The sequence below is a fragment of the Shewanella psychrotolerans genome, assembly GCF_019457595.1.
In the GTDB taxonomy this organism is placed as follows: Bacteria; Pseudomonadota; Gammaproteobacteria; order Enterobacterales; family Shewanellaceae; genus Shewanella; species Shewanella psychrotolerans.
The window spans coordinates 1,068,081-1,094,610 of sequence record NZ_CP080419.1 but is presented as its reverse complement, the minus strand read 5'-3'; the positions used below and the strand labels follow the sequence as shown (position 1 = coordinate 1,094,610).

General features: G+C 44.9%; 17 protein-coding genes, 1 tRNA gene, 3 rRNA genes and 2 pseudogenes. 7 read left to right on the top strand and 16 right to left on the bottom strand.

The window, feature by feature from the left end; translation table 11 throughout:
• The first annotated feature begins 87 nt into the window (after nucleotides 1–87).
• From K0I62_RS04810 to K0I62_RS04800, 3 genes are read left to right on the top strand one after another with little or no spacing between them, the layout of a single operon-like run.
• Nucleotides 88–864: a gluconate 2-dehydrogenase subunit 3 family protein gene (locus tag K0I62_RS04810; RefSeq protein WP_220070381.1), complete on the top strand. Its 777-nt coding sequence runs from the start codon at nucleotides 88–90 to the stop codon at nucleotides 862–864.
• Nucleotides 865–867: 3 nt separating this feature from the next.
• Nucleotides 868–2,637, top strand: coding sequence for a GMC family oxidoreductase (locus tag K0I62_RS04805; protein WP_220070380.1), 1,770 nt, complete (start codon nucleotides 868–870; stop codon nucleotides 2,635–2,637).
• Nucleotides 2,634–3,311 carry a c-type cytochrome gene (locus tag K0I62_RS04800; protein ID WP_220070379.1) on the top strand — a complete coding sequence of 226 codons (678 nt, stop codon included), beginning with the start codon at nucleotides 2,634–2,636 and terminating at the stop codon, nucleotides 3,309–3,311. The genes K0I62_RS04805 and K0I62_RS04800 overlap by 4 nt, the downstream gene beginning before the upstream one ends.
• A gap of 60 nt (nucleotides 3,312–3,371) precedes the next feature.
• Here the strand turns inward: K0I62_RS04800 and rrf are convergent.
• From rrf to pssA, 4 genes are all read right to left on the bottom strand, one after another.
• A 5S ribosomal RNA gene (rrf, locus tag K0I62_RS04795) occupies nucleotides 3,372–3,487 on the bottom strand.
• 103 nt (nucleotides 3,488–3,590) lie between these two features.
• Nucleotides 3,591–6,484: ribosomal RNA gene (locus K0I62_RS04790) — 23S ribosomal RNA — on the bottom strand.
• A 369-nt stretch (nucleotides 6,485–6,853) separates the two neighbouring features.
• Nucleotides 6,854–8,396: ribosomal RNA gene (locus K0I62_RS04785) — 16S ribosomal RNA — on the bottom strand.
• The 16S, 23S and 5S rRNA genes sit together here, the layout of an rRNA operon.
• An 812-nt stretch (nucleotides 8,397–9,208) precedes the next feature.
• On the bottom strand, nucleotides 9,209–10,060 hold the full coding sequence (pssA, locus tag K0I62_RS04780) for a CDP-diacylglycerol--serine O-phosphatidyltransferase (RefSeq protein ID WP_220070378.1): 852 nt from the start codon (nucleotides 10,058–10,060) through the stop codon (nucleotides 9,209–9,211).
• A gap of 151 nt (nucleotides 10,061–10,211) precedes the next feature.
• On the opposite strand from pssA, the gene K0I62_RS04775 reads away from it, so the two are divergent.
• Nucleotides 10,212–10,655, top strand: a complete 444-nt coding sequence (locus K0I62_RS04775) for a DUF4124 domain-containing protein (RefSeq protein WP_220070377.1) — start codon at nucleotides 10,212–10,214, stop codon at nucleotides 10,653–10,655.
• Nucleotides 10,656–10,710: 55 nt separating this feature from the next.
• Here the strand turns inward: K0I62_RS04775 and K0I62_RS04770 are convergent, their stop codons facing one another.
• From K0I62_RS04770 to rluD, 4 genes are all read right to left on the bottom strand, one after another.
• Nucleotides 10,711–11,022: a hypothetical protein gene (locus K0I62_RS04770; protein ID WP_220070376.1), complete on the bottom strand. Its 312-nt coding sequence runs from the start codon at nucleotides 11,020–11,022 to the stop codon at nucleotides 10,711–10,713.
• A 224-nt stretch (nucleotides 11,023–11,246) separates the two neighbouring features.
• Entirely contained in the window at nucleotides 11,247–13,820 is a 2,574-nt protein-coding gene (clpB, locus tag K0I62_RS04765; protein WP_220070375.1) for an ATP-dependent chaperone ClpB, read from the bottom strand.
• Nucleotides 13,821–13,930: 110 nt separating this feature from the next.
• Nucleotides 13,931–14,650: a peptidoglycan editing factor PgeF gene (pgeF, locus tag K0I62_RS04760; protein ID WP_220070374.1), complete on the bottom strand. Its 720-nt coding sequence runs from the start codon at nucleotides 14,648–14,650 to the stop codon at nucleotides 13,931–13,933.
• Between the two features lie 15 nt (nucleotides 14,651–14,665).
• The gene (rluD, locus tag K0I62_RS04755) at nucleotides 14,666–15,637 is read right to left on the bottom strand and encodes a 23S rRNA pseudouridine(1911/1915/1917) synthase RluD (RefSeq protein ID WP_220070373.1); all 972 of its coding nucleotides are present in this window, start codon (nucleotides 15,635–15,637) and stop codon (nucleotides 14,666–14,668) included.
• Nucleotides 15,638–15,758: 121 nt separating this feature from the next.
• Here rluD and K0I62_RS04750 point away from each other — a divergent pair, with 121 nt between their 5' ends.
• Entirely contained in the window at nucleotides 15,759–16,517 is a 759-nt protein-coding gene (locus K0I62_RS04750) for an outer membrane protein assembly factor BamD (RefSeq protein WP_220070372.1), read from the top strand.
• A 72-nt stretch (nucleotides 16,518–16,589) separates the two neighbouring features.
• Here the strand turns inward: K0I62_RS04750 and K0I62_RS04745 are convergent.
• Nucleotides 16,590–17,658 (bottom strand): IS630 family transposase gene (locus K0I62_RS04745; protein ID WP_220068015.1). Its coding sequence is split into 2 segments (ribosomal slippage): nucleotides 16,590–17,163 and nucleotides 17,162–17,658, totalling 1,071 coding nucleotides; the frame shifts between segments, so codons are not numbered across the junction.
• Nucleotides 17,659–17,852: 194 nt separating this feature from the next.
• Between K0I62_RS04745 and K0I62_RS04740 the strand changes: the two genes are divergently transcribed.
• A tRNA-Phe gene (locus tag K0I62_RS04740) sits at nucleotides 17,853–17,928 on the top strand.
• Between the two features lie 382 nt (nucleotides 17,929–18,310).
• On the opposite strand, the gene K0I62_RS04735 is transcribed toward K0I62_RS04740, so the two are convergent.
• On the bottom strand, nucleotides 18,311–20,173 hold the full coding sequence (locus K0I62_RS04735; protein WP_220070371.1) for a methyl-accepting chemotaxis protein: 1,863 nt from the start codon (nucleotides 20,171–20,173) through the stop codon (nucleotides 18,311–18,313).
• A 441-nt stretch (nucleotides 20,174–20,614) separates the two neighbouring features.
• Between K0I62_RS04735 and K0I62_RS04730 the strand changes: the two genes are divergently transcribed.
• A complete protein-coding gene (locus K0I62_RS04730) occupies nucleotides 20,615–21,556 on the top strand; it encodes a DUF4097 family beta strand repeat-containing protein (RefSeq protein WP_220070370.1) in 942 nt (313 codons plus the stop codon).
• A 51-nt stretch (nucleotides 21,557–21,607) separates the two neighbouring features.
• On the opposite strand, the pseudogene K0I62_RS19210 reads toward K0I62_RS04730, so the two are convergent.
• The 6 genes and pseudogenes from K0I62_RS19210 to K0I62_RS04710 form a co-directional block, all read right to left on the bottom strand.
• A pseudogene (locus K0I62_RS19210) lies at nucleotides 21,608–21,826 on the bottom strand (hypothetical protein); the annotation flags it as partial.
• A 7-nt stretch (nucleotides 21,827–21,833) separates the two neighbouring features.
• Nucleotides 21,834–22,000, bottom strand: a pseudogene (locus K0I62_RS19370) (transposase domain-containing protein); the annotation flags it as partial.
• A 371-nt stretch (nucleotides 22,001–22,371) separates the two neighbouring features.
• The gene (locus K0I62_RS04725; protein WP_220070369.1) at nucleotides 22,372–22,605 is read right to left on the bottom strand and encodes a hypothetical protein; all 234 of its coding nucleotides are present in this window, start codon (nucleotides 22,603–22,605) and stop codon (nucleotides 22,372–22,374) included.
• A gap of 286 nt (nucleotides 22,606–22,891) precedes the next feature.
• On the bottom strand, nucleotides 22,892–24,580 hold the full coding sequence (locus K0I62_RS04720) for an NAD-dependent malic enzyme (protein ID WP_220070368.1): 1,689 nt from the start codon (nucleotides 24,578–24,580) through the stop codon (nucleotides 22,892–22,894).
• A 198-nt stretch (nucleotides 24,581–24,778) separates the two neighbouring features.
• Nucleotides 24,779–25,243: a YehS family protein gene (locus K0I62_RS04715; protein WP_220070367.1), complete on the bottom strand. Its 465-nt coding sequence runs from the start codon at nucleotides 25,241–25,243 to the stop codon at nucleotides 24,779–24,781.
• Between the two features lie 79 nt (nucleotides 25,244–25,322).
• A complete protein-coding gene (locus K0I62_RS04710) occupies nucleotides 25,323–26,480 on the bottom strand; it encodes a serine hydrolase domain-containing protein (protein ID WP_220070366.1) in 1,158 nt (385 codons plus the stop codon).
• Nucleotides 26,481–26,530: the final 50 nt, after the last annotated feature.

Below are 26,530 nucleotides of genomic sequence, written 5' to 3'. Positions count from 1 at the left end.
ATGTCATACACTTCAGGTCAGTTCAGTAAGAACAACTAAATCTATTTTATTCAAAAATAGAGAGTTACACATGGAGAAAGTGACACTATGACAAAAAGCAAAACAGGTATTGAAGTTACAGAAGAATCGGTTGACATAGGAAGGCGTACCCTATTTAAAGCAGCAGGTTTAATCGCCGCAAGTACTGCTGTCGGTGCAGCCGTTACCGCTAACACTGCTTTCGCGGATAGCCAACCTCAACACGAGACAAAATTACCACAATATATTTTTTTACATCCTGCTGAAGTCACTTTTCTTACGGCTGCCACCGCGAGACTTATCCCTTCTGAAGCAGACTCACCTGGCGCACTAGAAGCCGATGTTACCAACTTCATCGATAAAGCATTGGCTGGTCCTTGGGGAGGTGGCTCTGATATGTACATCAGTGGCCCTTGGACACCGGGCACTCCTGAACAAGGCTATCAACTTAAATTCACACCATCAGAGCTGTACCGCACTGCGCTAACAGCCATCAATAAGCAACTAAATGAAGCTAATACCCCCTTTGATCAAATGGCACCAGCTCAACAAGATGCCTATTTAACCAAGTTAGAATCGGGTTCATTGGATTTAGATGGCGTTCCTTCAGCAACCTTTTTCTCAATGTTATTACAAAATACTATCGAAGGTTTTTTAGCCGACCCTAGCTATGGTGGCAATAAAGATATGGTTGGTTGGAAAGCCATCGGCTTTCCAGGAGCCTATGCGTCGTGGTACGACCTAGCTGATAAACATGGCATAAATTTAGATTCAAGAACCTCAAATCCAATTAGCATGGCAAATGCCCCAAAACACAATATGTCACACTCAGGGAAGGGAGAATAACCCATGGCAAAAACACTAGAAGCCGTTGATGTCGTTGTCATTGGTGTCGGTATGAGCGGTTCAATTATTGCACATGAATTAACCAAAGCAGGACAAAAAGTAGTTGGATTAGAGCGAGGAGCTGCTCGAAATACAGTGCCTGACTTTCAAGCGCCAGCCATGCACGATGAGCTTAAATATTCTGTTCGCAAAGGATTGATGCAAAGTGCACAAAATGAAGCGGTGACACTCAGAAATAACACTACCCAAACCGCTTTACCCATTAGACGCTGGCAGGCATTTCTTCCAGGTACAGGGTTAGGCGGCTCAGCAGTTCATTGGAATGGTAATATTTGGCGTTTTCAAGAAGCTGATTTCATACTGAAATCACACATTGAAAAACGTTATGGCAAAGATTTTATTGATCCTGCGCTGTCAATCCAAGATTGGGGGGTCACCTATGCAGACCTTGAGCCTCATTATACACGGTTCGAAAACCTCTATGGAGCCAGCGGTAAAGCGGGGAATATTCAAGGAAAAATTCAGCCGGGTGGCAACCCATTTGAAGCACCAAGATCAACGGAATACCCAAATAAGCCCATGAAACAAACCTATGCCTGCAGCTTATTTTCTAAAGCCGCAGAAAAACTAGGATATAAACCATTTCCAATGCCCTCTTGCACCATATCGCAGCGTTATACCAACCCGCTAGGATTAACCATGGAAGCTTGCGTAATGTGTGGTTTTTGTGAACGATTTGGGTGTGAACATAAAGCCAAAGCTAGCCCACAAACAACAATTTTACCCGTACTATTAAAAAGCGATCTTTTTGAACTCAGAACCCATGCCCAAGTTCAGAAAGTACAACTTGATAAACAAGGTAAAAAAGCAACGGGAGTGACGTATATCAATGCGGCTGGAGAAGAAATATTCCAACCGGCAAAATTAGTGATTATGAGTATGTTCTCACTAAATAATGTACGCATGATGTTGTTATCCGGTATTGGTAAACCCTACGATCCTAAAACGCAAAAAGGCGTTGTAGGGCGAAATTACACCTATCAAACCATTAGTGGCGCCCAAGTATTCTTCGATGACGATATTCGAATTAATCCATTTATGGCATCGGGCTCAACAATGTCAGTAATTGACGAGTTTTCAGGCGATAACTTCGATCATTCAGAACTCGGTTTTATCGGTGGCGCTTATCTTTATTCCAATATAACTAATGGGCAACCCATTGGTTTTCATCCGGTTCCCCCTGGAACACCTAGTTGGGGGAAAGCGTTCAAGCAAGCCATGCTGAAATATTACAATCATACGGTAAAAATTGGTGCACATGGTTCGTCCATGCCCACGCCAACAAACTACCTTGATCTTGACCCGACCTACAAAGACGCTTGGGGTCAACCCTTGTTAAGAATGACATTCGACTTTACAGAGAACGATATAAAAATGTCGGCTTATATCACCAGTAAACTAGAACAAATAGGGAAGGCTATGGGGGGGAAACAAGTGGTTGCTAGTCCTCGAAAAGGGCCTTTTGATAGCAATATATATCAATCGACTCATAATTGCGGAGGCGCGGTGATGGGGGCAGACCCCAAAACAAGCGCGGTTAATACATACCTCCAATGCTGGGATGTCTCAAATGTTTTTGTGGTGGGAGCATCAGCTTTTGCTCACAATGGAAGTTACAACCCAACAGGCACATTAGGCGCGCTAACATACCGCGCCGCCGAAGCGCTAACCACCAAGTACCTAAAATCACCCGGACCATTGGTATCATTATGATGAAAAAACACATCTTTAAAGCCTGTATAATGATTGCATCTAGCGCAGTCATGTTGCCATTAATGGCTGCAACACAGCTGACGGCTGATATCAATGCAGGTAAAACTATAGCTAATCAAGGTGGAGGAGCCGTTGCACCATGCATGACATGTCACGGTGCCAACGGTGAAGGCATGGGTATTAGCAACTTTCCTCGCCTAGCAGGTTCAAGCCAATATTATTTACGTAAACAGTTAGAAGATTTTAAGTCTGGTAAACGTCAGCAAGCGTTAATGCAACCTATGGCAGCTGGATTAAATGATCAACAAATACTGAACGTATCGGCTTATTACGCCAGCCTTCCTACGCCTAATTTAACCAAGCCAGCTGTTGTCGATCCCGCAATCTATGCAGCTGGAGAACAACTAGCCGAAAATGGGGATATTGCTCGCCAACTTGTTGCCTGTGCCAACTGTCATGGGCCAAGAGGAATAGGACTTCCTCCAGCCATTCCAGCTTTAATAGGCCAAAGTAGCGGTTATATTGAAGCACAGCTAAACGCATGGCAAAGTGGCAATCGTAAAAACGATGACGGTGGATTAATGACTGAAGTCGCAAGTAATTTAACCGCTGAAGATATCGCCGCTGTCGCCGCTTATTACTCTTCAGTCCGTCAAACTGAGTCAACACCTTAAGAGGTAGGTTTTAGAAACAAAAAAGCCCGCTACATCGTAGCGGGCTTTCTCGTATTAGGCGCCTGGAAATGACCTACTCTCACATGGGGAGACCCCACACTACCATCGGCGCGATTGCGTTTCACTTCTGAGTTCGGGATGGGATCAGGTGGTGCCACAATGCTATGGTTTCCAGACAAAATTGGAAATTTGAAAAGCTGTTTAAAATTGAGTCACACTAAATCAAGTGCGGTATTCTTTCGCTAAGTATTCACTTAGTTAGAAACCCTTTTGGGTTGTATGGTTAAGCCTCACGGGTCATTAGTACAAGTTAGCTCAACGCCTCACAACGCTTACACACCTTGCCTATCAACGTAGTAGTCTCCTACGGCCCTTTAGAGAGCTTAAAGCTCTAGGGATGACTCATCTTAGGGCTCGCTTCCCGCTTAGATGCTTTCAGCGGTTATCGATTCCGAACGTAGCTACCGGGCAATGCCATTGGCATGACAACCCGAACACCAGCGGTTCGTCCACTCCGGTCCTCTCGTACTAGGAGCAGCTCCCTTCAATCATCCAACGCCCACGGCAGATAGGGACCGAACTGTCTCACGACGTTCTGAACCCAGCTCGCGTACCACTTTAAATGGCGAACAGCCATACCCTTGGGACCGACTTCAGCCCCAGGATGTGATGAGCCGACATCGAGGTGCCAAACACCGCCGTCGATATGAACTCTTGGGCGGTATCAGCCTGTTATCCCCGGAGTACCTTTTATCCGTTGAGCGATGGCCCTTCCATTCAGAACCACCGGATCACTATGACCTACTTTCGTACCTGCTCGACGTGTATGTCTCGCAGTTAAGCTGGCTTATGCCATTGCACTAACCGTACGATGTCCGACCGTACTTAGCCAACCTTCGTGCTCCTCCGTTACTCTTTGGGAGGAGACCGCCCCAGTCAAACTACCCACCAGGCACTGTCCTCAACCCCGATTCAGGGGCCAGAGTTAGAACATCAACACTACAAGGGTGGTATTTCAAGGTTGACTCCACAAGAACTGGCGTTCCTGCTTCTAAGTCTCCCACCTATCCTACACATGTAGGGTCAATGTTCAGTGCCAAGCTATAGTAAAGGTTCACGGGGTCTTTCCGTCTAGCCGCGGGTATACGGCATCTTCACCGCAATTTCAACTTCACTGAGTCTCGGCTGGAGACAGCGTGGCCATCATTACGCCATTCGTGCAGGTCGGAACTTACCCGACAAGGAATTTCGCTACCTTAGGACCGTTATAGTTACGGCCGCCGTTTACCGGGGCTTCGATCATGAGCTTCTCCGAAGATAACCCAATCAATTAACCTTCCGGCACCGGGCAGGCGTCACACCGTATACTTCCTCTTGCGAGTTTGCACAGTGCTGTGTTTTTGATAAACAGTTGCAGCCACCTGGTATCTGCGACTCCCGTCAGCTTAGAGAGCAAGTCTCATCACCAACAGGAGCGTACCTTCTCCCGAAGTTACGGTACCATTTTGCCTAGTTCCTTCAGCCGAGTTCTCTCAAGCGCCTTGGTATTCTCTACCCAACCACCTGTGTCGGTTTGGGGTACGATTCCTGCTAACCTGAAGCTTAGAAGATTTTCCTGGAAGCATGGCATCAACTACTTCAGTTCCGTAGAACCTCGTCATCAACTCTCAGTGTATGTGCACCCGGATTTGCCTAAGTGCACCACCTACTGCCTTAAACGCGGACAACCAACGCCGCGCTAGCCTAGCCTTCTCCGTCTCTCCATCGCAGTTAGCAGAAGTACAGGAATATTAACCTGTTTCCCATCGACTACGCCTTTCGGCCTCGCCTTAGGGGTCGACTCACCCTGCCCTGATTAACATTGGACAGGAACCCTTGGTCTTTCGGCGTGGGGGTTTTTCACCCCCATTATCGTTACTCATGTCAGCATTCGCACTTCTGATACCTCCAGCGTGGGTTACCCCTTCACCTTCAACGGCTTACAGAACGCTCCTCTACCGCACTAGCGCAAGCGCTAGTACCCATAGCTTCGGTGTATTGCTTAGCCCCGTTAAATCTTCCGCGCAGGCCGACTCGACTAGTGAGCTATTACGCTTTCTTTAAATGATGGCTGCTTCTAAGCCAACATCCTAGCTGTCTAAGCCTTCCCACATCGTTTCCCACTTAGCAATAACTTTGGGACCTTAGCTGATGGTCTGGGTTGTTTCCCTTTTCACGACGGACGTTAGCACCCGCCGTGTGTCTCCCGAGTAGTACTCATTGGTATTCGGAGTTTGCAAAGGGTTGGTAAGTCGGGATGACCCCCTAGCCTTAACAGTGCTCTACCCCCAATGGTATTCGCTCGAGGCGCTACCTAAATAGCTTTCGAGGAGAACCAGATATCTCCCGGTTTGATTGGCCTTTCACCCCCAGCCACAAGTCATCACCGCATTTTTCAACATACGTGTGTTCGGTCCTCCAGTTGATGTTACTCAACCTTCAACCTGCCCATGGCTAGATCACCGGGTTTCGGGTCTACACCTTGCAACTAAACGCGCAGTTAACACTCGGTTTCCCTACGGCTCCGCTATTCGCTTAACCTCGCTACAAAATGTAAGTCGCTGACCCATTATACAAAAGGTACGCAGTCACGGTCTCAAGAACCGCTCCCACTGCTTGTACGTATACGGTTTCAGGTTCTATTTCACTCCCCTCACAGGGGTTCTTTTCGCCTTTCCCTCACGGTACTGGTTCACTATCGGTCAGTCAGGAGTATTTAGCCTTGGAGGATGGTCCCCCCATGTTCAGACAAGATGTCACGTGTCCCGTCCTACTCGTTTTCACGTAAAGTTAGTTTTCATGTACGGGGCTATCACCCTGTGCCGCTGTGCTTTCCAACACATTCCACTAACACCCTCTACGCTTAAGGGCTAATCCCCGTTCGCTCGCCGCTACTAGGGGAATCTCGGTTGATTTCTTTTCCTGAGGGTACTTAGATGTTTCAGTTCCCCTCGTTCGCCTCATTAAGCTATGTATTCACTTAATGATGACAGCTTATGCTGCCGGGTTTCCCCATTCGGACATCGTTAGCTCAAATGCTTGTTACTAGCTCGCCAACGCTTTTCGCAAGTTACTACGTCCTTCATCGCCTCTGACTGCCAAGGCATCCACCGTATACGCTTAGTCACTTAACCATACAACCCAAATGAGTTTCATAAACTAATGTCTACAAATCACATCCTATCCAAGCGGGTAAGCTCGGACGTTGTATCGTAACTAATGGTGTTTACTTTCGCCAAAAGAATACTCATGAATCATCATCCTAATTAAAGGTAATGATTCGGCACTTGATTTAAGTGTTTGAGAACTCAATTTTAATTTTCGCGTCAATGCTACAAACCATAACCACCTACAATGTAAGTAATTACAGTCCCTTTCACATCAACACTATCAGCTTTCCAAATTTTTAAAGAACAAGCATCGCCGTTAAGACGTGCCACCTGCTCTAACAAGAACAAGTTATCTGTGTGAACACTCAACAAACATTAAGTTAGTCGTATAGGTAAGGAGGTGATCCAGCCCCAGGTTCCCCTAGGGCTACCTTGTTACGACTTCACCCCAGTCATGAACCACACCGTGGTAAACGCCCTCCCGAAGGTTAAGCTATCTACTTCTGGTGCAGCCCACTCCCATGGTGTGACGGGCGGTGTGTACAAGGCCCGGGAACGTATTCACCGTGGCATTCTGATCCACGATTACTAGCGATTCCGACTTCATGGAGTCGAGTTGCAGACTCCAATCCGGACTACGACAAGCTTTGTGAGATTAGCTCCACCTCGCGGCTTTGCAACCCTCTGTACTTGCCATTGTAGCACGTGTGTAGCCCTACTCGTAAGGGCCATGATGACTTGACGTCGTCCCCACCTTCCTCCGGTTTATCACCGGCAGTCTCCCTAAAGTTCCCACCATTACGTGCTGGCAAATAAGGATAAGGGTTGCGCTCGTTGCGGGACTTAACCCAACATTTCACAACACGAGCTGACGACAGCCATGCAGCACCTGTCTCACAGTTCCCGAAGGCACTAAGGTATCTCTACCAAATTCTGTGGATGTCAAGAGTAGGTAAGGTTCTTCGCGTTGCATCGAATTAAACCACATGCTCCACCGCTTGTGCGGGCCCCCGTCAATTCATTTGAGTTTTAACCTTGCGGCCGTACTCCCCAGGCGGTCTACTTAATGCGTTAGCTTGAGAACCCAGTGTTCAAGACACCAAATTCCGAGTAGACATCGTTTACGGCGTGGACTACCAGGGTATCTAATCCTGTTTGCTCCCCACGCTTTCGTACATGAGCGTCAGTCTTTGTCCAGGGGGCCGCCTTCGCCACCGGTATTCCTTCAGATCTCTACGCATTTCACCGCTACACCTGAAATTCTACCCCCCTCTACAAGACTCTAGTCTGCCAGTTCGAAATGCAGTTCCCAGGTTGAGCCCGGGGCTTTCACATCTCGCTTAACAAACCGCCTGCGTACGCTTTACGCCCAGTAATTCCGATTAACGCTTGGACCCCTCGTATTACCGCGGCTGCTGGCACGAAGTTAGCCGGTCCTTCTTCTGCGAGTAACGTCACACCTAAACGCTATTAACGCTTAAGCTTTCCTCCTCGCTGAAAGTGCTTTACAACCCGAAGGCCTTCTTCACACACGCGGCATGGCTGCATCAGGCTTGCGCCCATTGTGCAATATTCCCCACTGCTGCCTCCCGTAGGAGTCTGGGCCGTGTCTCAGTCCCAGTGTGGCTGATCATCCTCTCAGAACAGCTAGGGATCGTCGCCTTGGTGAGCCATTACCTCACCAACTAGCTAATCCCACCTAGGTACATCCAATCGCAGAAGGCCCGAAGGTCCCCTCTTTTCCCCCGTAGGGCGTATGCGGTATTAGCAGTCGTTTCCAACTGTTATCCCCCTCGACTGGGCAGTTCCCTAGGCATTACTCACCCGTCCGCCGCTCGTCAGCAAATTAGCAAGCTAATTCCTGTTACCGCTCGACTTGCATGTGTTAGGCCTGCCGCCAGCGTTCAATCTGAGCCATGATCAAACTCTTCAATTAAAGTTTTGTTGAAGCTAAAAGCTTCGGCTCAATGAATTCTGATTCCACATTAAAGACTCGGAAGAATCTCTAACATGTTGTACATATTGCTATGAACACTCATCTTACATTGAGTAAAATTTTTGATTGCTTTACATCCGAAGACAGAAAAGCAATTTCGAATAACTCAACACCTGTGAGTGTCCACACAGATTTCTTGTTTCATCTTGTTAAAGAGCGTGGCTAATATGACGTTTTAACGCGTTCATTTAGCCGCCGTTGACGCTAGGTCGTTGGCTTAGGGATGCGTATTCTACACTTCCCGTTGTTGGCGTCAAGTGCTAATTTTAAGAAGTTTTTCAAGCGATGATTTGTTAAACAGTCATCATCATTTGAAGCCCTTAAAAGCGCTATCACCGAATTCAAATCGCTTACGCTTTTTGAATCCCTAACACCGCTACAAGTCCCATACAATCTAGCTTGTCGCTAACTCGTTGGCCTGCTGTGCCGTGTCAGTGGATGCGCATTATAGGGAGTTCTCGGATGGGCGCAAGCGCTTTTTTAATAAAAGCAAATGACAGCTCAATTTTCAAACAAAACAATGTAAACCCAATAGATTCACACATAAAAAATAACGATAACAACACAATGACACAACGTAGACACAACGTAACTCAATTTATCCCGTCTTATCTCGTCACCTTATCCAGCTTCAAGCTAATAAATATGTGTAAGTCTGAACGGGAGAATAAGTTTGGCACACAAATTACAACTCTGCCAAAAATCTATTTAAACATTTAGCAACTATCATACTCAGACATACTCAGACATGCTCAGAGGGGATCGTTTGGACGCGACGTGGTCTTATGCTCCCGCTTTTCCTGTTGAGGAGCTTTTTCAACGACATCAGAAGAAGGAACAAAATCAACATCGTCATCATCGCCAACCACATGACTGACTTTAAGCTTCTTAATACTACGTATGGTATGGATTGGCCCCGATAGTGCGTATAGTAAAAATGCAGAAAATAATATTGTTGCAGGTTGGACCGACACTATAACGAACAGCCCGACGAAAGAAAGTATCACGATAAAATTAACCTTACTTCGCCAGTCATAGTCTTTAAAGGAGTAGTAGCGGAAGTTACTGACCATTAATAGACCTATGCCCCCAGTAAGTAGCAATAGCAGATAACTTATTTGCCCTCCCGTAATCTCATAATATGTACCAGTCCAGATCGCCCCAGCAATAATCGCAGCAGCAGCCGGACTTGCCAGGCCTTGAAAATAGCGTTTATCAGCTACACCAACCTGAGTATTAAAGCGCGCCAACCTTAGCGCTGCACCTGCACAATAAATAAAAGCGGCCAGCCAACCCACTTTACCTAGTTCGGCTAGTCCCCAGTTATACGCAATCAAAGCCGGCGCCATTCCAAATGAAACCATATCTGCCATGCTGTCATATTCGGCACCAAATGAACTTTGGGTATTAGTCATCCTTGCAATCCGACCATCTAACCCATCGAATAACATAGCAACAAAGATAGCGATAGCTGCGGCTTCAAAATGATCATTCATCGATGCGATAACCGCATAAAACCCAGAAAACAGCCCTGCAGTTGTCAATAAATTGGGAAGTAGGTAGATTCCGCGGCTCTTAGCCGCCTGTTTGTTTAAATTTTGCATATAATGAAAGGCAGAGTTATCTTGACTAAATAAAACATAACACAGATTTGACGCTCGTATTTTGGTCAATGGTCTGAACATTGATACATGCTTGACTTTAATTTGAGATATAACAGCTACTATTGCTTATTAAAAATATATGGACGGTATCATGACGAGGAAAAGTTACTATACGTTGTTATTTATAGTGTTGTTAAGCCCAACAGTTTTCGCGACAACCATTTACAAGTGGGTGGATGAAAATGGTGTAACTCACTATAGTCAAGAAATGCCACCAGAAAAACATACAGAAAAACTCTACAGTGAAGATATTGAACCCAAAAAGGTTGGTTCAGTCTCACCAAAGAGCTCTAAACCCATTGAACCTAAGAAAACAGAGTTAGAGGCCGCTGCTACTAAAATAAAAAGTAAAGATAAAGAGCAAGCCCAAATGATATGTGACAGCGCCAAACATCAGCTTAACGTACTTGAAACCCATACTCGATTAACTCGAAAAAATGAACAAAGTGGTGAGATGGAAAGAATGACAGAGGAAGATAGGCAAGCTCAAATTGCATCTCAAAAAGAACGAATTCGATTATTCTGTGTGAAATAGTTTCCATATTAACTAAATATAAAAACAGACTCTAACGAGTCTGTTTTTTGAACCTTTACTTAACAGTATACATAGAGTGGCTGATCCCATCTTGGCATGCTGTTGTGCCAGCATCCCAGCCTCTATCAAACTCACTCAACCCATCGAGTACATCATCTTTCATCGATTCAACACTGCCAAGACTGGTATCGCGCTTAACCATACCCGCACTACGGCAGCCAATGTTATAACCATAATGATAAAGGCTATCATACTCAACGTTACCGACACCAATGTATCCATCATCGGTCTTAGGAGGCTGCGATGATGAACTGCAACCAAACATTATCAAGGTTAGGGTTGATACTATGACTAATTTTATTTTCATCCATTACTCCTTCAATGCATTGAAATCAAATTAACAACGACTCCTTGCAAACTAGTCGATTTTCGACCTTACCGCAAATCGCGTATTACACTACAAACGAAAAAGGTTCGAATCCAAAATGGAAATTCGAACCTTTAATTGGGTCTATTGAACTTGCAAACTTAGTGTTAATTCGCGAGAACAACATCATTAACGCCACGTCTTATAATAAAAGCGATCAATGCTTACTGGCTGAAAGCTAACTCGCCACCAGCGCTTTCTACTTTAATCGGTTTACCCGGTATAAGTTGTCCGCTAAGTATTTTTTGCGCCAATGGATTTTCTACCTCTTGTTGCAATGCGCGCTTCAGTGGACGTGCACCATAGACAGGATCGAATCCCGCCTGCGCAATAAGCGCTATCGCTGCTTCACTAACTTGAAGTTCAAAATCCTTCTCAGCTAAGCGAGCTCGGAGGTTATCCATTTGAATCTCAGCAATGTGAGCTATGTGCTCAGCCTCTAATGGATGGAACACCACACTTTCATCGACACGATTAAGAAACTCAGGTCTAAAGCTATGGGTCACAACATTCATGACTTCAGCTTTCATTTCGGCATAGGTCGCTACTCCGAAACGTTCTTGAATAATGTCCGAACCTAAGTTCGATGTCATGATCACAACGGTATTACGGAAATCGACCGTACGTCCCTGCCCATCAGTGAGTCGGCCATCATCAAGCACCTGCAACAGAATGTTGAACACATCAGGGTGTGCTTTCTCTACCTCATCAAGCAGGATCACCGAATAAGGCTTACGTCTAACCGCTTCAGTCAAATATCCACCTTCTTCGTAACCGACATAACCAGGAGGCGCACCAACTAAACGAGATACTGAGTGTTTTTCCATAAACTCAGACATATCAATTCGGATCATCGCGGTTTCTGTATCGAACAGGAACTTAGCTAAGGATTTACAAAGCTCAGTCTTACCAACCCCAGTGGGGCCAAGAAACAAAAACGATCCAATTGGACGATTAGGATCGGCAAGTCCTGCACGGCTACGACGAATTGCGTTCGCCACCGAATCAACAGCCTCATTTTGACCTATCACTCGAGTATGCAATGCATCTTCCATGTGAAGTAGTTTTTCTTTTTCACCTTCAAGCATTTTAGACACGGGGATACCTGTCGCCTTTGAAAGCACCTCAGCAATTTCTACATCAGTCACTTTATTGCGTAGTAATGTCATATCTTGCATTTCTGCTTGAGATGCCAAATCGAGTTGCTTTTCGAGCTCTGGAATTCGACCATATTGCAACTCAGACATGCGGGTGAGATCACCTGCGCGTCGAGCGACTTCTAGATCCATTCTTGCTTGCTCTAAATCAGATTTAATATGCTGAGTTCCCGCTAGCGCCGCTTTCTCGGTATGCCAAATCTCATTTAACTCGGCAGCTTTTGCTTCGACCTCTCTCAATTCACTACGCAAAATACTTAAGCGACGTAAACTACCTTCGTCAGCTTCTTTACTTAAAGCTTGCTCTTCAAGTTTAAGCTGAATAGCACGGCGCTCGAGTCTATCTAATGGCTCTGGTTTAGAGTCAATCTGAATACGAATACTCGATGCCGCTTCATCGATTAAATCGATCGCTTTATCAGGCAGTTTTCGATCGGAAATATAGCGATGAGACATACTGGCCGCGGCAACGATTGCAGGATCGGTAATTTCAACGTGATGATGCAATTCATACCGCTCTTTTAGGCCACGCAATATGGCGATAGTATCTTCAACATTGGGCTCTTCAACCAGAACCTTTTGGAATCGACGCTCAAGGGCCGCATCTTTTTCAATATACTTGCGGTACTCATCGAGAGTTGTCGCACCGACGCAATGAAGATCACCCCTTGCTAAGGCAGGTTTAAGCATATTGCCTGCATCCATGGCGCCGTCACTTTTACCTGCGCCAACCATAGTATGCAGCTCATCGATAAACAGGATCACTTGACCCTCTTCTTGAGCAAGCTCATTGAGCACAGCTTTCAAGCGCTCTTCAAATTCACCGCGATATTTTGCGCCTGCGACTAACGACCCCATGTCGAGTGAAAGCACCCGCTTATTCTTAATACCTTCTGGCACTTCGCCATTAATAATACGCTGAGCTAACCCTTCTACAATGGCGGTTTTACCCACACCGGGTTCGCCAATTAATACCGGATTGTTCTTACTTCGACGTTGAAGCACCTGAATGGTTCGGCGGATCTCGTCATCACGGCCAATAACAGGATCAAGTTTACCTTGCTCGGCTCGTTCGGTAAGATCTACGGTAAATTTCTTAAGGGCTTGACGCTGATCTTCGGCATTAGGATCGTCAATATTTTTCCCAGAGCGAACTTGCTGTATCGTCTGTTCAAGTAACTCTTTGGTTGCACCAGCCTTTTTAAGCGATTGAGCGAGAGGATCGCTCCCCTCTAATGCAGCAAGAACAAATAGCTCACTAGAGATAAACTTATCTTTGCGCTTCTGCGCTAATTTATCGCATAAATTCAATAAACGAATTAATGCTTGAGATAGCTGAACATCTCCGCCAGTGCCCTCTATTTGCGGCAAGCGCTCTAACTCTTGACTAAGCGAAGAACGCAGGGTGCTAACAGATATCCCCGCCTGAGTTAATAATGGATGAATTGAACCACCATCTTGATTTAGCAATGCCATCATTAAATGAATAGGTTCAATGAACTGATGGTCACGCCCCAACGCTAACGATTGAGCATCGGAGATTGCTATCTGAAATTTATTGGTCATACGATCGAGTCGCATACAGCCTCCTAATTAACGAATGAAGTTTACCTTCAGTATTTTGTTAACTTAAAGATGGGGGCTTTTTTGCCTAATTCAAGCAACTTGCGAAGAATAACGATAAAAAACTGCTACTTTTCTAACCAAATCAGAGACGCCATTCGTCCCGTCACAGGCTCTCGACGATAAGAAAAGTAACGGTCTTTGAGCTCATAGGTACAATGTGGCAAATTATAGATATTATTCACCCCCATTAACTGAGTGCGATAACGTGCGATGCCTTGAAGATCAGCAAGATATTTGCCAGCTCGCAGGATAAAAAAGGATTCTGATTGTGGATGTTTGTCAATGAATAACTGCCGAACTTCAGCACCCACCTCAAAAGCGTTAGCACCAATACAAGGCCCGAGATAAACACAAAGTTCATTAGGAGCGACATCAAACAGTGAAACGGCTTTTTCAATAATGCCATCACATAAACCACGCCAACCTGCATGTACTGCGGCCACTTGAGTGGCCGATTTATCGCAAATCAACACCGGCAAGCAGTCGGCAGTCATGACCACACATGTATGATTGGTCGTACGGCAAAAACTGGCGTCCGCCGTTCTATTGCTATCCGTATCTAGATTGACCACTTCAGTCCCATGAACTTGCTCTAGCCAAGCAGGCTCACTCGATAACGAAAGCTGTTGCAATAGACGTTGGCGATTTTTCAGGACTAACGACGGTTGATCACCGACATGAGTCCCGAAATTTAAACTATCAAATGGCGGCTGACTGACCCCACCAGTTCGTTCAGTGAAAGCAAACTTAACGCCCTTTGGTACAAACCAGTCAGCTTGAGACATGAGTCACCCTATGAACTAGTAATCCGATGGATTAGCTTTAGTATCTTCACGTAACGCCCGAGTTAAGGTATGCATATCATCAGGTATCGGTGCCTGCCAGCTCATAATCTCAAAGGTAAATGGATGTGCAAGCTCTAGTCTTACAGCGTGGAGTGCTTGACGCTTAAAGCCCATATAGATATCAAAAAACTCTGGGGTCACACCTTTTGGTGGACGCGGACGACCTGCGTAAACAGGATCACCGACCAACACATGACCAATATGCGCCATATGCACACGGATTTGGTGCGTACGTCCCGATTCTAGACGCAGTCTCAAACGAGTATGGGCACGGAATTTCTCAGCAACACGATAATGCGTCACAGCAGGCTTACCGTTATGAACCACCGCCATATGAGTTCGCTTCGTCGGGTGGCGATCGATAGGAGCATCGACAGTACCACCTGAGATAATCACGCCCTGAACGATCGCTTCATACTCACGCACAATTTCACGGGCTTGAAGCGCGGCAACGAGATGCGTTTGCGCCTCAACAGTTTTAGCGACCACCATCAATCCTGTGGTGTCCTTATCGAGACGATGAACAATGCCCGCGCGAGGTACTAGCTCTATTTGCGGACAATGATGCAGTAGCGCATTCATCAAAGTACCATCACTATTACCTGCACCGGGGTGAACCACTAATCCCGCTTGCTTATTAATAACGATAATATGATCGTCTTCATAAACAATATTGAGAGCGATATCTTGCGCTTCTGCTTTAGTTTCTTCCTGCAGCGTCGCTTCAACCTCGATCTCTTGTCCTTCGAGAACCTTCTCTCTAGGTTTAATTTGTACTACACCGTCGACATAGACAGCACCTGTCAATATCCACTCTTTAATGCGTGTACGAGAATAATCAGGGAACAATTCAGCCAAAGTTTGATCCAATCTTTGACCTGTTTGTGTTGCTGTTATCTCGCTTTTTAGATTAATCTCTTGTGTCATAGGAACCGTACCCGCTTTTTGGGGTCCAAAATAATGTGCTATCTGTTACAATCGGATTGTTTCTATTTTATCCTGAAATGGAAAAATTCTTAACTACAACTTAAAAGAATCGAATTCAAGTATGCATAATTTTGCCAAAGGCGCCGCAGTAGCCTTGTTATCACTGGCCTTATCGGCCTGTAGTAGTAGCCCTGAAGATGATATTCAACTATCTAAATCGTCACCTGAAGTGCTCTATTCTCAAGCAAGAACATCAATGGAGCTAGGAAACTACACCAAAGCAGTTCGCTCTTTAGAAGCTTTAGACTCTCGCTATCCGTTCGGCCCACATAAGACTCAGGTTCAATTAGACCTGATCTACGCATACTATAAACTTGATGATCCTGCGTCAGGAATAGCCAACATTGACCGCTTCATCCGCTTAAACCCGACCCATAAAGATATAGATTACGTCTATTATATGCGTGGACTCGTCAATATGCAGTCAGATAATTATATGTTTCATGACATGTTAAACATTGACAGGACAGATAGAGACCCCAAAGCAGCGCAAGATGCCTTTAAAGATTTTGACCGTTTGGTAAAGTCCTATCCTAACAGTAAATATGCTGCCGATGCGCAAAAACGTATGTTATTTTTGAAAAATCGTTTAGCGAAGTATTCAATTACGGTTGCCGAATATTATATTAAGATGAATGCATGGAGCGCCGCAGCAGTCAGAGCTCAAACCGTGATGGAGGTATATCCTGGTACGCCATCAACTGAGCGAGCATTAGAAATAATGGCAACAGCTTATGAAGAACTAGGGCAACAGCAGTTAAAAGATAATGTATTGTTGGTGATGAAAACTAACTTCCCTGATAATGACATGCTGAAGTAATCCTAAAAAAGCTCCGCATCTGCGGAGCTTTTTTATTCTCGTCGTCCCTAGTCCTTATAATACCATTCCATCTTAATACTTAGTCATTATTGCCCACTCTCTACGACATAAAGACATCACTCTTTTCGTATCGCTAATGAAGTTGTTCCAAGCATCAGAGCAGGCTGCAACGATATCATCGTATCCTTGAAAGCTGCGATTAGCTAAATGATGCTGCCGTAACCAACTCCATACTTGCTCTATCGGATTTAGTTCAGGGGAGTATGGCGGTAATTTGATGATGCTAAGGTTGTTAAACTCATCTGCGAGATCTGCTGTATGCCAACCTGCACCATCCATGACAACAACGGCATGCCTACCTGGTTTTGTCCTTTGTGCTATCAGTGATAGATGCTGACGCATGACGTCTTTGCTTAGGTAAGGAACGATCATCGCTTCAGTATCGCCTGTTTGCGGACAAACAGCGCCAAAGAAATGCGCATATTCGAACTGTTGCTGGCGTATAGCGCGAGGACGAGTGCCTTTTCTTGCCCATAAACGTGTGGTCGTGTTTTGCTGCCCGAAGCGGGCCTCATCTTGAAACCAGATATCAACTCGCTCAAGCGCCACACTACCAGGGATGTTAAGGATCGTTTCCAGTTGGAACTTTTTTAAAAGCCTCTTGGACTTCTATTGATTGCTTAGGATGTTTTGAACGACTCGTTATCCAACTAAAACCTAATTGTTCCAGTAATTTGTAAATCGCGTTTGGATGGTAATCAACATTAAAGTGATATTTGACATATTTTAGGATCGCATCACCTGTCAGTCTTCCACCTGAATCACTCGAGCATTGTTCCTCTATGTAGGCACTGAGTTGCTGCTTTTGACTTGAGGTTAAGTAGCTATCACGTCCCTTATTTTTCTTAGCATCCAACCCTTTGATACCGTTGGCAAGATACTTAGCTACCCAAGCGTTGACGCTAGCGCGGGCAACTTTGAGCCTCAAGGCGACATCAGTACGATTATTTCCCTCGAGGAAGAGAGCGACGGCAAGTAATCGCATACGTTTACGAGGTTCTTTTTCTGCTCTAGATAAAGCTAAAAGCTCTTCGGCACTATAAGTTTTCAATTTGGAATACGGGTTAAGGTTGGTGCGCATATTAGATCATAGATCATTACTAATTGGTATAAAGTGGCAAAAAACCAAGTTTCAATTTCTAATTATCCGCCAAAATCACTTTTGATCTAAAAACCATCATTTCGAGCAAAAGTTACCCAAACGAGAGCTTTCACCAACTATTTTCAAAAAATTAGTTGACTCAAATGCGCAAAAGCTTTTTAATGCACCCCGTCGCCCGAATAGCTCAGTCGGTAGAGCAGAGGATTGAAAATCCTCGTGTCCCTGGTTCGATTCCGGGTTCGGGCACCATATTCTGCGGGTGCCTAGCGCACCACACAAAAAAGCCTCGCAATGCGGGGATTTTTTGTATCTGCGATATTTGCTGCCCCTAAAACCAATCTAACAGGCAAGTTTTAGCACTTTTGATGCGTTGTTAACAAGGAGTTTGACCCTAGTTCAACTATGCCCTTCGCTCGTTGCAAACAACAAGGTCTTGTATGTTCTCAGCATACTTAGGATATTCCCTCATAAGCGCTAAATTCTCACTGATCGATCACATCCTTATACTGATTGGTATTAAGTATCTATTCCGAATGTAATGCCCAAATAAAATGCTGCGGATGAATCTAGCTAAACTAACTTCACCTGCAGCAGATAACATCCTTTTAGGTCTTAAAACCTGAATAAAAAATTAGATCTTAAATAAGCTTACCGCCTGAAGTAACGACTCGGTTCGCGCTTTTACCTCATCGGAAGACTTAGCATTATCATCTGCGGCTTGGGCCGACTCGGCAGCGATATCGCGAATAACCACCACATTCTTGTTCACCTCCGAAGCCACCATGCTCTGCTCCTCAATTGCCGCGGCAATCTGGGTACTCATATCCATAATATTCGTGACATCGGTATTAATTTGTTCTAGCAAAGCCCCTGCATTGGCGGCCTGCTCAGCACTTTCACCGCCCTGCTTTTGAGTCAACTCCATTAACTGAACGATTGAACGGGTCCGTGACTGCAGCGTTTGAATAATGCTGGCAATCTCTTCGGTTGATTCTTGGGTGCGCATAGCTAAGCTTCTCACTTCATCAGCAACCACGGCAAAGCCTCGGCCTTGTTCTCCAGCTCGGGCTGCTTCTATCGCCGCATTCAGCGCAAGCAAATTAGTCTGCTCAGCAATGCCACGAATGACATCGAGTACGCTACCTATCGTTTCGCTGTCTTTTTCTAATTCTGCTGCAACTTTAGCGGAATCATTCAATTCTTCAGCCAATGCTTGAATTTTCTCAATGGTTTGTACTACGCCAAATTGCCCTTTCTGGGCATTATCATGGGTATTACTCGCTCGTTCAGCAGCTAGCTCAGTATTGCTGGCAATCTCATCAATTGTTGCTCCCATTTCGGTAATAGCTGTCGCAACCATATCGGTTTCATTGAGCTGACGCGCAACACCTTCTGACGCTCGTATTGAGTTTGCAGACAACTCCTGGCAAGAACGATTAACGACATCGACTGATTCTAATACTTCCTTAATCAGTTGCTGAAAAGATGCCACCATGCCGTTAAAATGTTTGGCTATTTGCCCAATCTCATCATCGACTTTGGAGTCACAACGCAAGGACAAATCTTTTGTCTGCTCGATAGCTGAAATGACGCTGCTAATTCTTTGCACAGGGTCCATAATGCTGCGAATAATGGCAAGGGTAAAACTAATCAACACAATCGTAATTAATACAAAAATACCAATACTAATTGTCACCGCACTTTTTTCAGCCTTATGAATCGCCTCTGTTGCCTGCTCTTTTAAGGTTGCTAGCCCTTTTTCAGCATTAGAGATACTTGTCCTAAGCGTTGCCATTTGGCCATCATTCTCTGTCAACCCAAGTTCCTGCTCTTTATTCACTAAAGCTTTAAAGTCGGCACTATAGCCACCAATCAAACCATCAAGCTCTAATTTAATATCACTTTCCAAAAATGACGAATCAACTTGCTGTCTGAGTATTGCTAAATTGCCATCAAACTTCTCGACATAACTCAAACTCCGGCGCAACATAAAGTCCTTTTCATTTCGTCTTAGCTGCAACATGGTCACTAATAATTCTGGCTCGTTGTTTTCTTTCACTAAGGTTTCAACACTATGCACGGCATTACGTAATCGACCATAAAGCCCTTCTTTGGGACTAAGCCCTATCTGCTGCTGTAAATTGACTAAATCAATAAACAAAGTTTGATACTGTTCGATACTTTGTTTAAAGGAATTTAACGCACTGGTTGGGATATCATAAGCAAGGAAGGTTTTATTAAGAGCTGTTATAGTGTTGTCTAATTGGCTCGCATTAATCTTATGTTTATCAAGATAGCTCAAATCTAAACGAGCAAAGAAATCCTTTTCATCTTTTCGTAAACTCAAAACATCCCTTTCAAGTTCAACGACTTTTTCGGCAGCGTGAGATAGGTCGTCTAACGTTGCAGCTGAATATCTCTGTAAACCAAACATCGCAATAACCGAGCAAATAGATACGACAGCACTTGCGAGTAATTTATGGCGTATGAGCATAGAAAGAGAATCCTTACATTGATTATTGCCTGTGTTCTCTTTTACTGGATAGATCACAGGGATTTGTTTAAGCACTTCAAATGTTGATTATAGCCGTAATCGGCAACTGACTTGTGTTACACACAAATTTTGGTTTTCAACAGTGTCAACTATAGTCCAGATATCAACAAGTCAGACCAGAATAACTGCAAAACTTGATTTACAGCAACGGGAATATGCGTGAGGAAATAGACTTAGCTACCGAGCATTTCCTAGCTAATTAAGTAGCAAAACAAATGATAAGTTTGATATAAAACAAAACTGAATCGTAAACAAGAATTTAGCGTTGAGCATGTAGCCAACTTCAGATACACCAACGCAGATGTGAGACGCATTACTGATTAACCGCACAAAGCAAGGGCAATGAGTGCCGATTAGCCAAGTAAATAAGGACGACACAACATGAAGATCAACTACAAATTAGTCATTACTCCTATATTGATGATAAGCCCCGTTTTATTTGCGGCGCAAAGCGTCGACAAAACAATCAGCACAGAGCATAACCCGAAACTTAATGTAGTCGTTCATCGTGGAGAAGTGAGGATTATTCCTTGGGATAACAGTGAAATCCAAGTTAAAGGCACTCTAGATGAGCTCAGTGAAGGCCTTCTTTTCGAGAAAAAAGGCAACTCAATCACTATTGAAGATAAAATGCCAACGCACTATTCGAGCAATAATAAAGATGGCTCAAAGCTAACTATTATGGTCCCAAGAGAGCTTAAATTATTAGCCGAAGGCGTATCAGCTAGCTATCAAGTTAACGATCTTGATGGCGACATCAATATTGAATCCGTTAGTGGAAATATCAAGGCAACAAACCTCAGCAATGAAGTGACCATAAATACCGTCTCGGGCGATATCAGCAGCCAAGCGCTGCAGGGTAAGCTTAAACTGGAAACGGTATCAGGCAACATCAAAGACAAACAAAGCTTGGGCAAAGTCAGCTACACCTTGGTTAGCGGTAAACTTAACGCCGACAGCAATGCCGACCAGGTCTCTATCGAGCTGGTCTCGGGTGATGCCAAAGTGAGCTTAGATAAAGTGGAGCGCCTCAAGGCTCAAAGCGTCAGCGGGGATCTTAACCTCTCGGTATCCGCCCTAGCCACCAAGGCCAGTTTGGATAGTGTCAGTGGCGACATCAGCTTTAGCCTACCGGCAAACCTGGATGCCACCTTCGCTATCGACGGCGGCCCAAGCGGCGACATAGACAATCGCCTGACACAGGATAAGCCAAAAAGACCTAAGTATGGCCCTGGTAGCTCACTGCAGTTCCAGATGGGTAACGGTAGTGCCGATATTATCGTCAGTACCATCAGCGGCGAAATCAACCTCAAGGCACGTTAAGCTTTGAAATTGAAAAAGGGCTTTTAAAAGCTAATGCTATTCGCTTAAGTATTATTGCTTATATTTTGGAGGGTAACGGCTAGGTATATAGAGCACTGAGCGTGGATACGTTCGGTGCTTACTTTATCTGGAACGATAAAGTGTTTTATATTGGCTCGCATTTGCTTCAGCTTAGCCGGTAACTTCCCAGCGTTGCCAGTAGATATTAAGCAGCTTATCCTGTGGATACCGATTGGAGTCAACCAATGAGGTAACGAAGCCTTTAATTTCTCGGTGCAACGCGGGGCCCTATCCTGTCACCAGACTGAAGAGCAATATCCATTACGCTGCAGACCTCTTTAATCGATTGGTTTCCCCCATCGACAGTACAAGCCAGACCGCTTGCTGTGCAGGCAAGCGACGATTACGGATACAAGCCTTATTAAATGTAAGCAATGATTGATCAGCGACGATTTAGCACTAAAATTTAGCGCTGATGAGGCAAGGTCTTAAGTATGTTGGGAACATACAGGACCTTGTCGTTTGCAACGAGTGAAGAGCATGCTTGTTATAAAGTCTAACTCGTTAACACAATCAAAAGAGCTAAAACTCGCTGAGTAGATAACTTTCTTATACTGCTTGGTATTACAGAGCTATAGGCCCCACTTTCTTCAACAAACTCATTTACTCACTCAAGCTCTTGAGCAAACATAAAAATCCCCACCAGAATACTGGTAGGGATTATTAACCATTTGTAAGATCGTTCAAGTGCTCTTAAACGATCGGTATTACCTCATAGAGGGCCCTTTTTTATGCGCTCAAACCAACTCGCGCAATTATTCCATACCGTGGCAATCGGTACACTCTTTAATGGTCAACTCAGGCGTATGAATCTCTGCATCCGGTGCATGATGCTCACCTAAGGCGTGACAATCATTACAGGTCGCGAGTGTTGCCTCTGACTCTGTATGCATAGTGATATCGATGGACTCGTGGCAATCACTACAATCGACAGCAGCGGCTGCACCGGCAAAAAGCAGGCCAGCGGCTAAGGTAGCTAATTTTTTCATCTTGGGCTCCTGGTATCATCAAGTTTAGTAGCTAAATTTAACGTTTTCACCGCGCAAACAGGCAAGCAAGGCAAGGCCTTACTCACCAAATACTGGGTGTTACTCACGCCAGCTTTACTAGCCAAGATTAAGCGAAACTTAAAAACCAGTATCAAACAAAGGAAGTGCAAACAGGATCATACTTTGTATTAACACTTTGTGAGCAATAGCAAAATTTCATCAAAGCCTAAACCCCAAAAAAAGCTGCCCTAGGGCAGCTTTTCTATACAGACACTTAATGGTGCGTTTAGAAAGAGGTACGCTTATAACGGCGATATTCCGCTGTCCAGAAGTTATCTTCTATCGTCTGTACCAAGAGCTCATCGCTACAAGGCAGTGCATGGCCTTGTTCTATCGCCACTTTGCCTACCGCAAAGGCGATATGCTTACTGACCGCATGAATATCTTCCAGTGCTGGTAGCAAGGAGCCCTCACCCTCTTTAGCCAAAGGTGAGCACTCTGCCAGCGCGCGGCTCGATGCCATTAACATCTCATTACTGACACGCTTGGCACCAGATGACAGCACGCCCAAGCCGATGCCAGGGAAAATATAACTGTTATTGCACTGTGCGATCTCATAGGTCTGCTCCTCAATCACCACAGGTTCAAACGGACTGCCCGTTGCCACCAGCGCCTGGCCCTTAGTCCAGTGTAGGATATCTTTTGGTGTGGCCTCGACCCGACTGGTTGGGTTAGACAGTGGGAAGATGATAGGACGCTTACAGTGGGCGTGCATCGCCTTGATGATCTCTTCGCTGAACAGACCTGGGGCACCAGATACACCAATCAATACGGTTGGCTTACCGTTATTCATCACATCCAGCAGAGAGATATTCTCGCTATCGGTATCCCAGCCCTCAACCTTAGCCACCTTTTGCGCCAGGTTTTGCTGAAATGGCAACAGGTTAGGCATATTGTCTTGCAACAACCCCCAACGATCCACCATAAAGACCTGCTGACGCGCCTGCTCGTCGCTTATCCCCTCAGAGACCATCTGGGCGATGATCGCCTCGGCAATACCACAACCTGCACTACCGGCACCGAGAAAAGCAATTCGCTGCTTACTGAGTTTAGTCTTAGCCGCCTTGCAGGCTGCTAGCAAGGAACCCACAGTCACCGCCGCAGTGCCCTGAATATCGTCGTTAAAACAACAATATCTGTCTTTGTAACGCTCCAGCAGCGGCATGGCGTTTTTCTGGGCAAAATCTTCAAACTGGATCAAAGCATCCGGCCAGCGTCTATTGACCGCCTCCATGAAGGCCTCAACAAACTCAGCGTACTCTTCACCGCCAATACGCTGATTGCGCCACCCCATATACATAGGGTCTTCCAGCAGATGCGGGTTATCTGTACCTACATCTAAGGTAATGGGCAGCGTATAAGCCGGACTGATACCGCCGCAGCTGGTGTAGAGCGACAGCTTACCGATAGGGATACCCATGCCGCCGATCCCCTGATCCCCAAGACCTAAGATACGTTCGCCATCGGTGACCACGATGATCTTCACCTTCTGACGGGTCGAGTTATTCAAGATATCGTCAATACGATCTTTATTGGGATAAGAGATAAACAGGCCACGGTTACGACGATAGTTTTTTGAAAAACGCTCACAAGCCAGACCAACCGTCGGGGTATAGATGATCGGCATCATCTCGGTAATATGATTCTGCACCAAACGATAATAGAGGGTCTCGTTGGTATCCTGAATGTTTCTCAGATAGATATGCCTGTCGAGATCATTGCTGAAATTTTTGTACTGATCATAGGCACGCGAGGCCTGCTCTTCGATAGTCTCAATGACATGAGGCAAGAGACCTTCAAGGTTAAAAAAGATCCGTTCCTCTTCAGTAAATGCACTGCCTTTGTTAATTAATGGCGCTTCGAGGATCGCGGGTCCAGCAAAAGGAAGATATAGCGGGCGTTTATTATCGTCCATTGGTAACCTTTTTGTATTTGTAATAGTGAAGTTGCGGTCGTATTTATCTTCCAAGATTACCACAAAGTGTGATCTTTGTTGTCTTTTCAGCGATCATTTTTTAATTATTTTCATTGAAGCTAGCGTTTTAAACTCGGTGATTTTAAGCCATAAAAAAGCACAGCTTTAGCTGTGCTTTAAACAGAAATATATCCGAGATTATTTGCCGCGATACTTCAGTGATAAGCCAGTTAAGAAGTTACGCAAAACTTGATCGCCACACTCTTTAAAATGTTTATGACCAGGCTTTCTAAATAGTGCCCCTAACTCAGATTTACTCATGTTGAAATCTGCAAGCGCTAAAGTAGCAATAATATCCTCTTCTCGCATTTCAAGTGCCACTCGAAGCTTCTTAAAAATGAGGTTGTTGTTTAATTGTGCTACTGGCTCAGGAATTTCAGCGCCCTCTTTTAAGCCACGCTTCTCAATAATCAAGCCATCAAGAAAACGACAAAGCATCTTGTCATTACATGGTTGGTAACCCTCTTCAGCTTCTTTCTTAAGCATATTGAGGAGTTCTTCTTGAGTTACTTCGTGTTTAACTTTGGCAAAAATCTTTATCATTTTGGCATTTTGGTAGTCAAACACAAAACGTAAACGGCGTAATATATCGTTGTTAATCATACTTAGTTGTCTTTACCTTTAGGATTGCGCGGCTGCGCCATCTTCATTGCGCCATATTATAGCCGAGTTTTACTTTTACTTAGGGTTTATTTTTATCTGTCAGCGTCAGTATCAGATGTTGGCGTAGTATCGCCCTTAACCTATCATGCAGACCAAACACCTTATCCATATCGTCTAACGGCCAGGAGCTGTTTTCTAACAAGACAAAATAGGTATCGTTTTGAGGATAACTTAAACTTAGCGATTGAAACCCAGGCAGATATCCCGAATGACTATATTCCATCAGTTGCAGCTGATTAATCTGCATCCCATAGCCATAATAGAGCTCACGCCAGCGATGACTACGTTTAATAACAGGCGTTACCATGGCCTGATATAAGCCTTTAGGCAGCAATAATCCCCCATGTAACGCTTGTAAATATTGAGCTAAGCCATTCGCTGAACCTAACAAGCCACCACCGGGCAAGAGGTCGGCAGTGATCTCATAATCAACCATCTCGTAATTGACCATTTGATTGTCAACCCCATCTGGTGGACTATCTGGTCGCATAGCCATACCTTGAACACCTTTGTACTGGCTATTAGCTCTGGCTTTTATTGGGCCTATTTGTGCCAATATTCCATCAATCCCCTTGTCCAACAAAAACAGATTAACAAGGGTGCTGAATGGCCGTTGGTACTGAATTTCAAGCACTGTCGCCAACATCTCATAACCTAAGTTTGAGTATTGGAATTGACTACCGGGAGTAAAGCGGTTGTTTTTGCCTACAGGGGCGATCCCCGATGTGTGGCTAAGTAACTGCTTAATAGTAATATCTAGATGATATAAAGGCTTATTAGCTAACTTTAAATAGTGATTAAGCGTCTGATCTAATGAAATCTTCCCCTCATCTACAGCATTTAGCACAACGGCGGCAGTGACCATTTTTGACTGAGAAGCCAGTAAAAAATAACTATTACTATCTGGTTGTTCCATCCCCTGAAATCCATGTTTGTATTGGTAAACAACCTCGCCATCTTGTACCAGTAACATCGCCCCATAAAAAGGTCGCTCGTTAGCCAAGATGATATTGTCGAACGCCTCAGTCAAAGCTGCCAAATCAGAGGTTTTTATCTCGAAGAAGGGTTTCTCTATCTCAGTAGCGGAAGATAAACGACTAGTAAACACCGTCATCAACAGAGTGAATAACAGAGATGTACCAATAAAGCTATTGGCGCGATGAATAAATTGATTCAAGTAAACGTCCTTACTCAATACTATGCAGAATATTTAGATCGTCGGCGAGA

Excerpts from the sequence above, each read along its gene's own strand:
- K0I62_RS04775 (WP_220070377.1), top strand. The coding sequence starts at position 10,212 with ATGACGAGGAAAAGTTACTATACGTTGTTATTTATAGTGTTGTTAAGC.
- K0I62_RS04735 (WP_220070371.1), bottom strand. The coding sequence starts at position 20,173 with ATGCTCATACGCCATAAATTACTCGCAAGTGCTGTCGTATCTATTTGC.
- K0I62_RS04720 (WP_220070368.1), bottom strand. The coding sequence starts at position 24,580 with ATGGACGATAATAAACGCCCGCTATATCTTCCTTTTGCTGGACCCGCG.
- rluD (WP_220070373.1), bottom strand. The coding sequence starts at position 15,637 with ATGACACAAGAGATTAATCTAAAAAGCGAGATAACAGCAACACAAACA.
- K0I62_RS04715 (WP_220070367.1), bottom strand. The coding sequence starts at position 25,243 with ATGATTAACAACGATATATTACGCCGTTTACGTTTTGTGTTTGACTAC.
- pssA (WP_220070378.1), bottom strand. The coding sequence starts at position 10,060 with ATGCAAAATTTAAACAAACAGGCGGCTAAGAGCCGCGGAATCTACCTA.
- K0I62_RS04770 (WP_220070376.1), bottom strand. The coding sequence starts at position 11,022 with ATGAAAATAAAATTAGTCATAGTATCAACCCTAACCTTGATAATGTTT.
- K0I62_RS04805 (WP_220070380.1), top strand. The coding sequence starts at position 868 with ATGGCAAAAACACTAGAAGCCGTTGATGTCGTTGTCATTGGTGTCGGT.
- pgeF (WP_220070374.1), bottom strand. The coding sequence starts at position 14,650 with ATGTCTCAAGCTGACTGGTTTGTACCAAAGGGCGTTAAGTTTGCTTTC.
- K0I62_RS04725 (WP_220070369.1), bottom strand. The coding sequence starts at position 22,605 with ATGAAAAAATTAGCTACCTTAGCCGCTGGCCTGCTTTTTGCCGGTGCA.
- K0I62_RS04810 (WP_220070381.1), top strand. The coding sequence starts at position 88 with ATGACAAAAAGCAAAACAGGTATTGAAGTTACAGAAGAATCGGTTGAC.
- K0I62_RS04730 (WP_220070370.1), top strand. The coding sequence starts at position 20,615 with ATGAAGATCAACTACAAATTAGTCATTACTCCTATATTGATGATAAGC.
- K0I62_RS04750 (WP_220070372.1), top strand. The coding sequence starts at position 15,759 with ATGCATAATTTTGCCAAAGGCGCCGCAGTAGCCTTGTTATCACTGGCC.
- K0I62_RS04800 (WP_220070379.1), top strand. The coding sequence starts at position 2,634 with ATGATGAAAAAACACATCTTTAAAGCCTGTATAATGATTGCATCTAGC.
- clpB (WP_220070375.1), bottom strand. The coding sequence starts at position 13,820 with ATGCGACTCGATCGTATGACCAATAAATTTCAGATAGCAATCTCCGAT.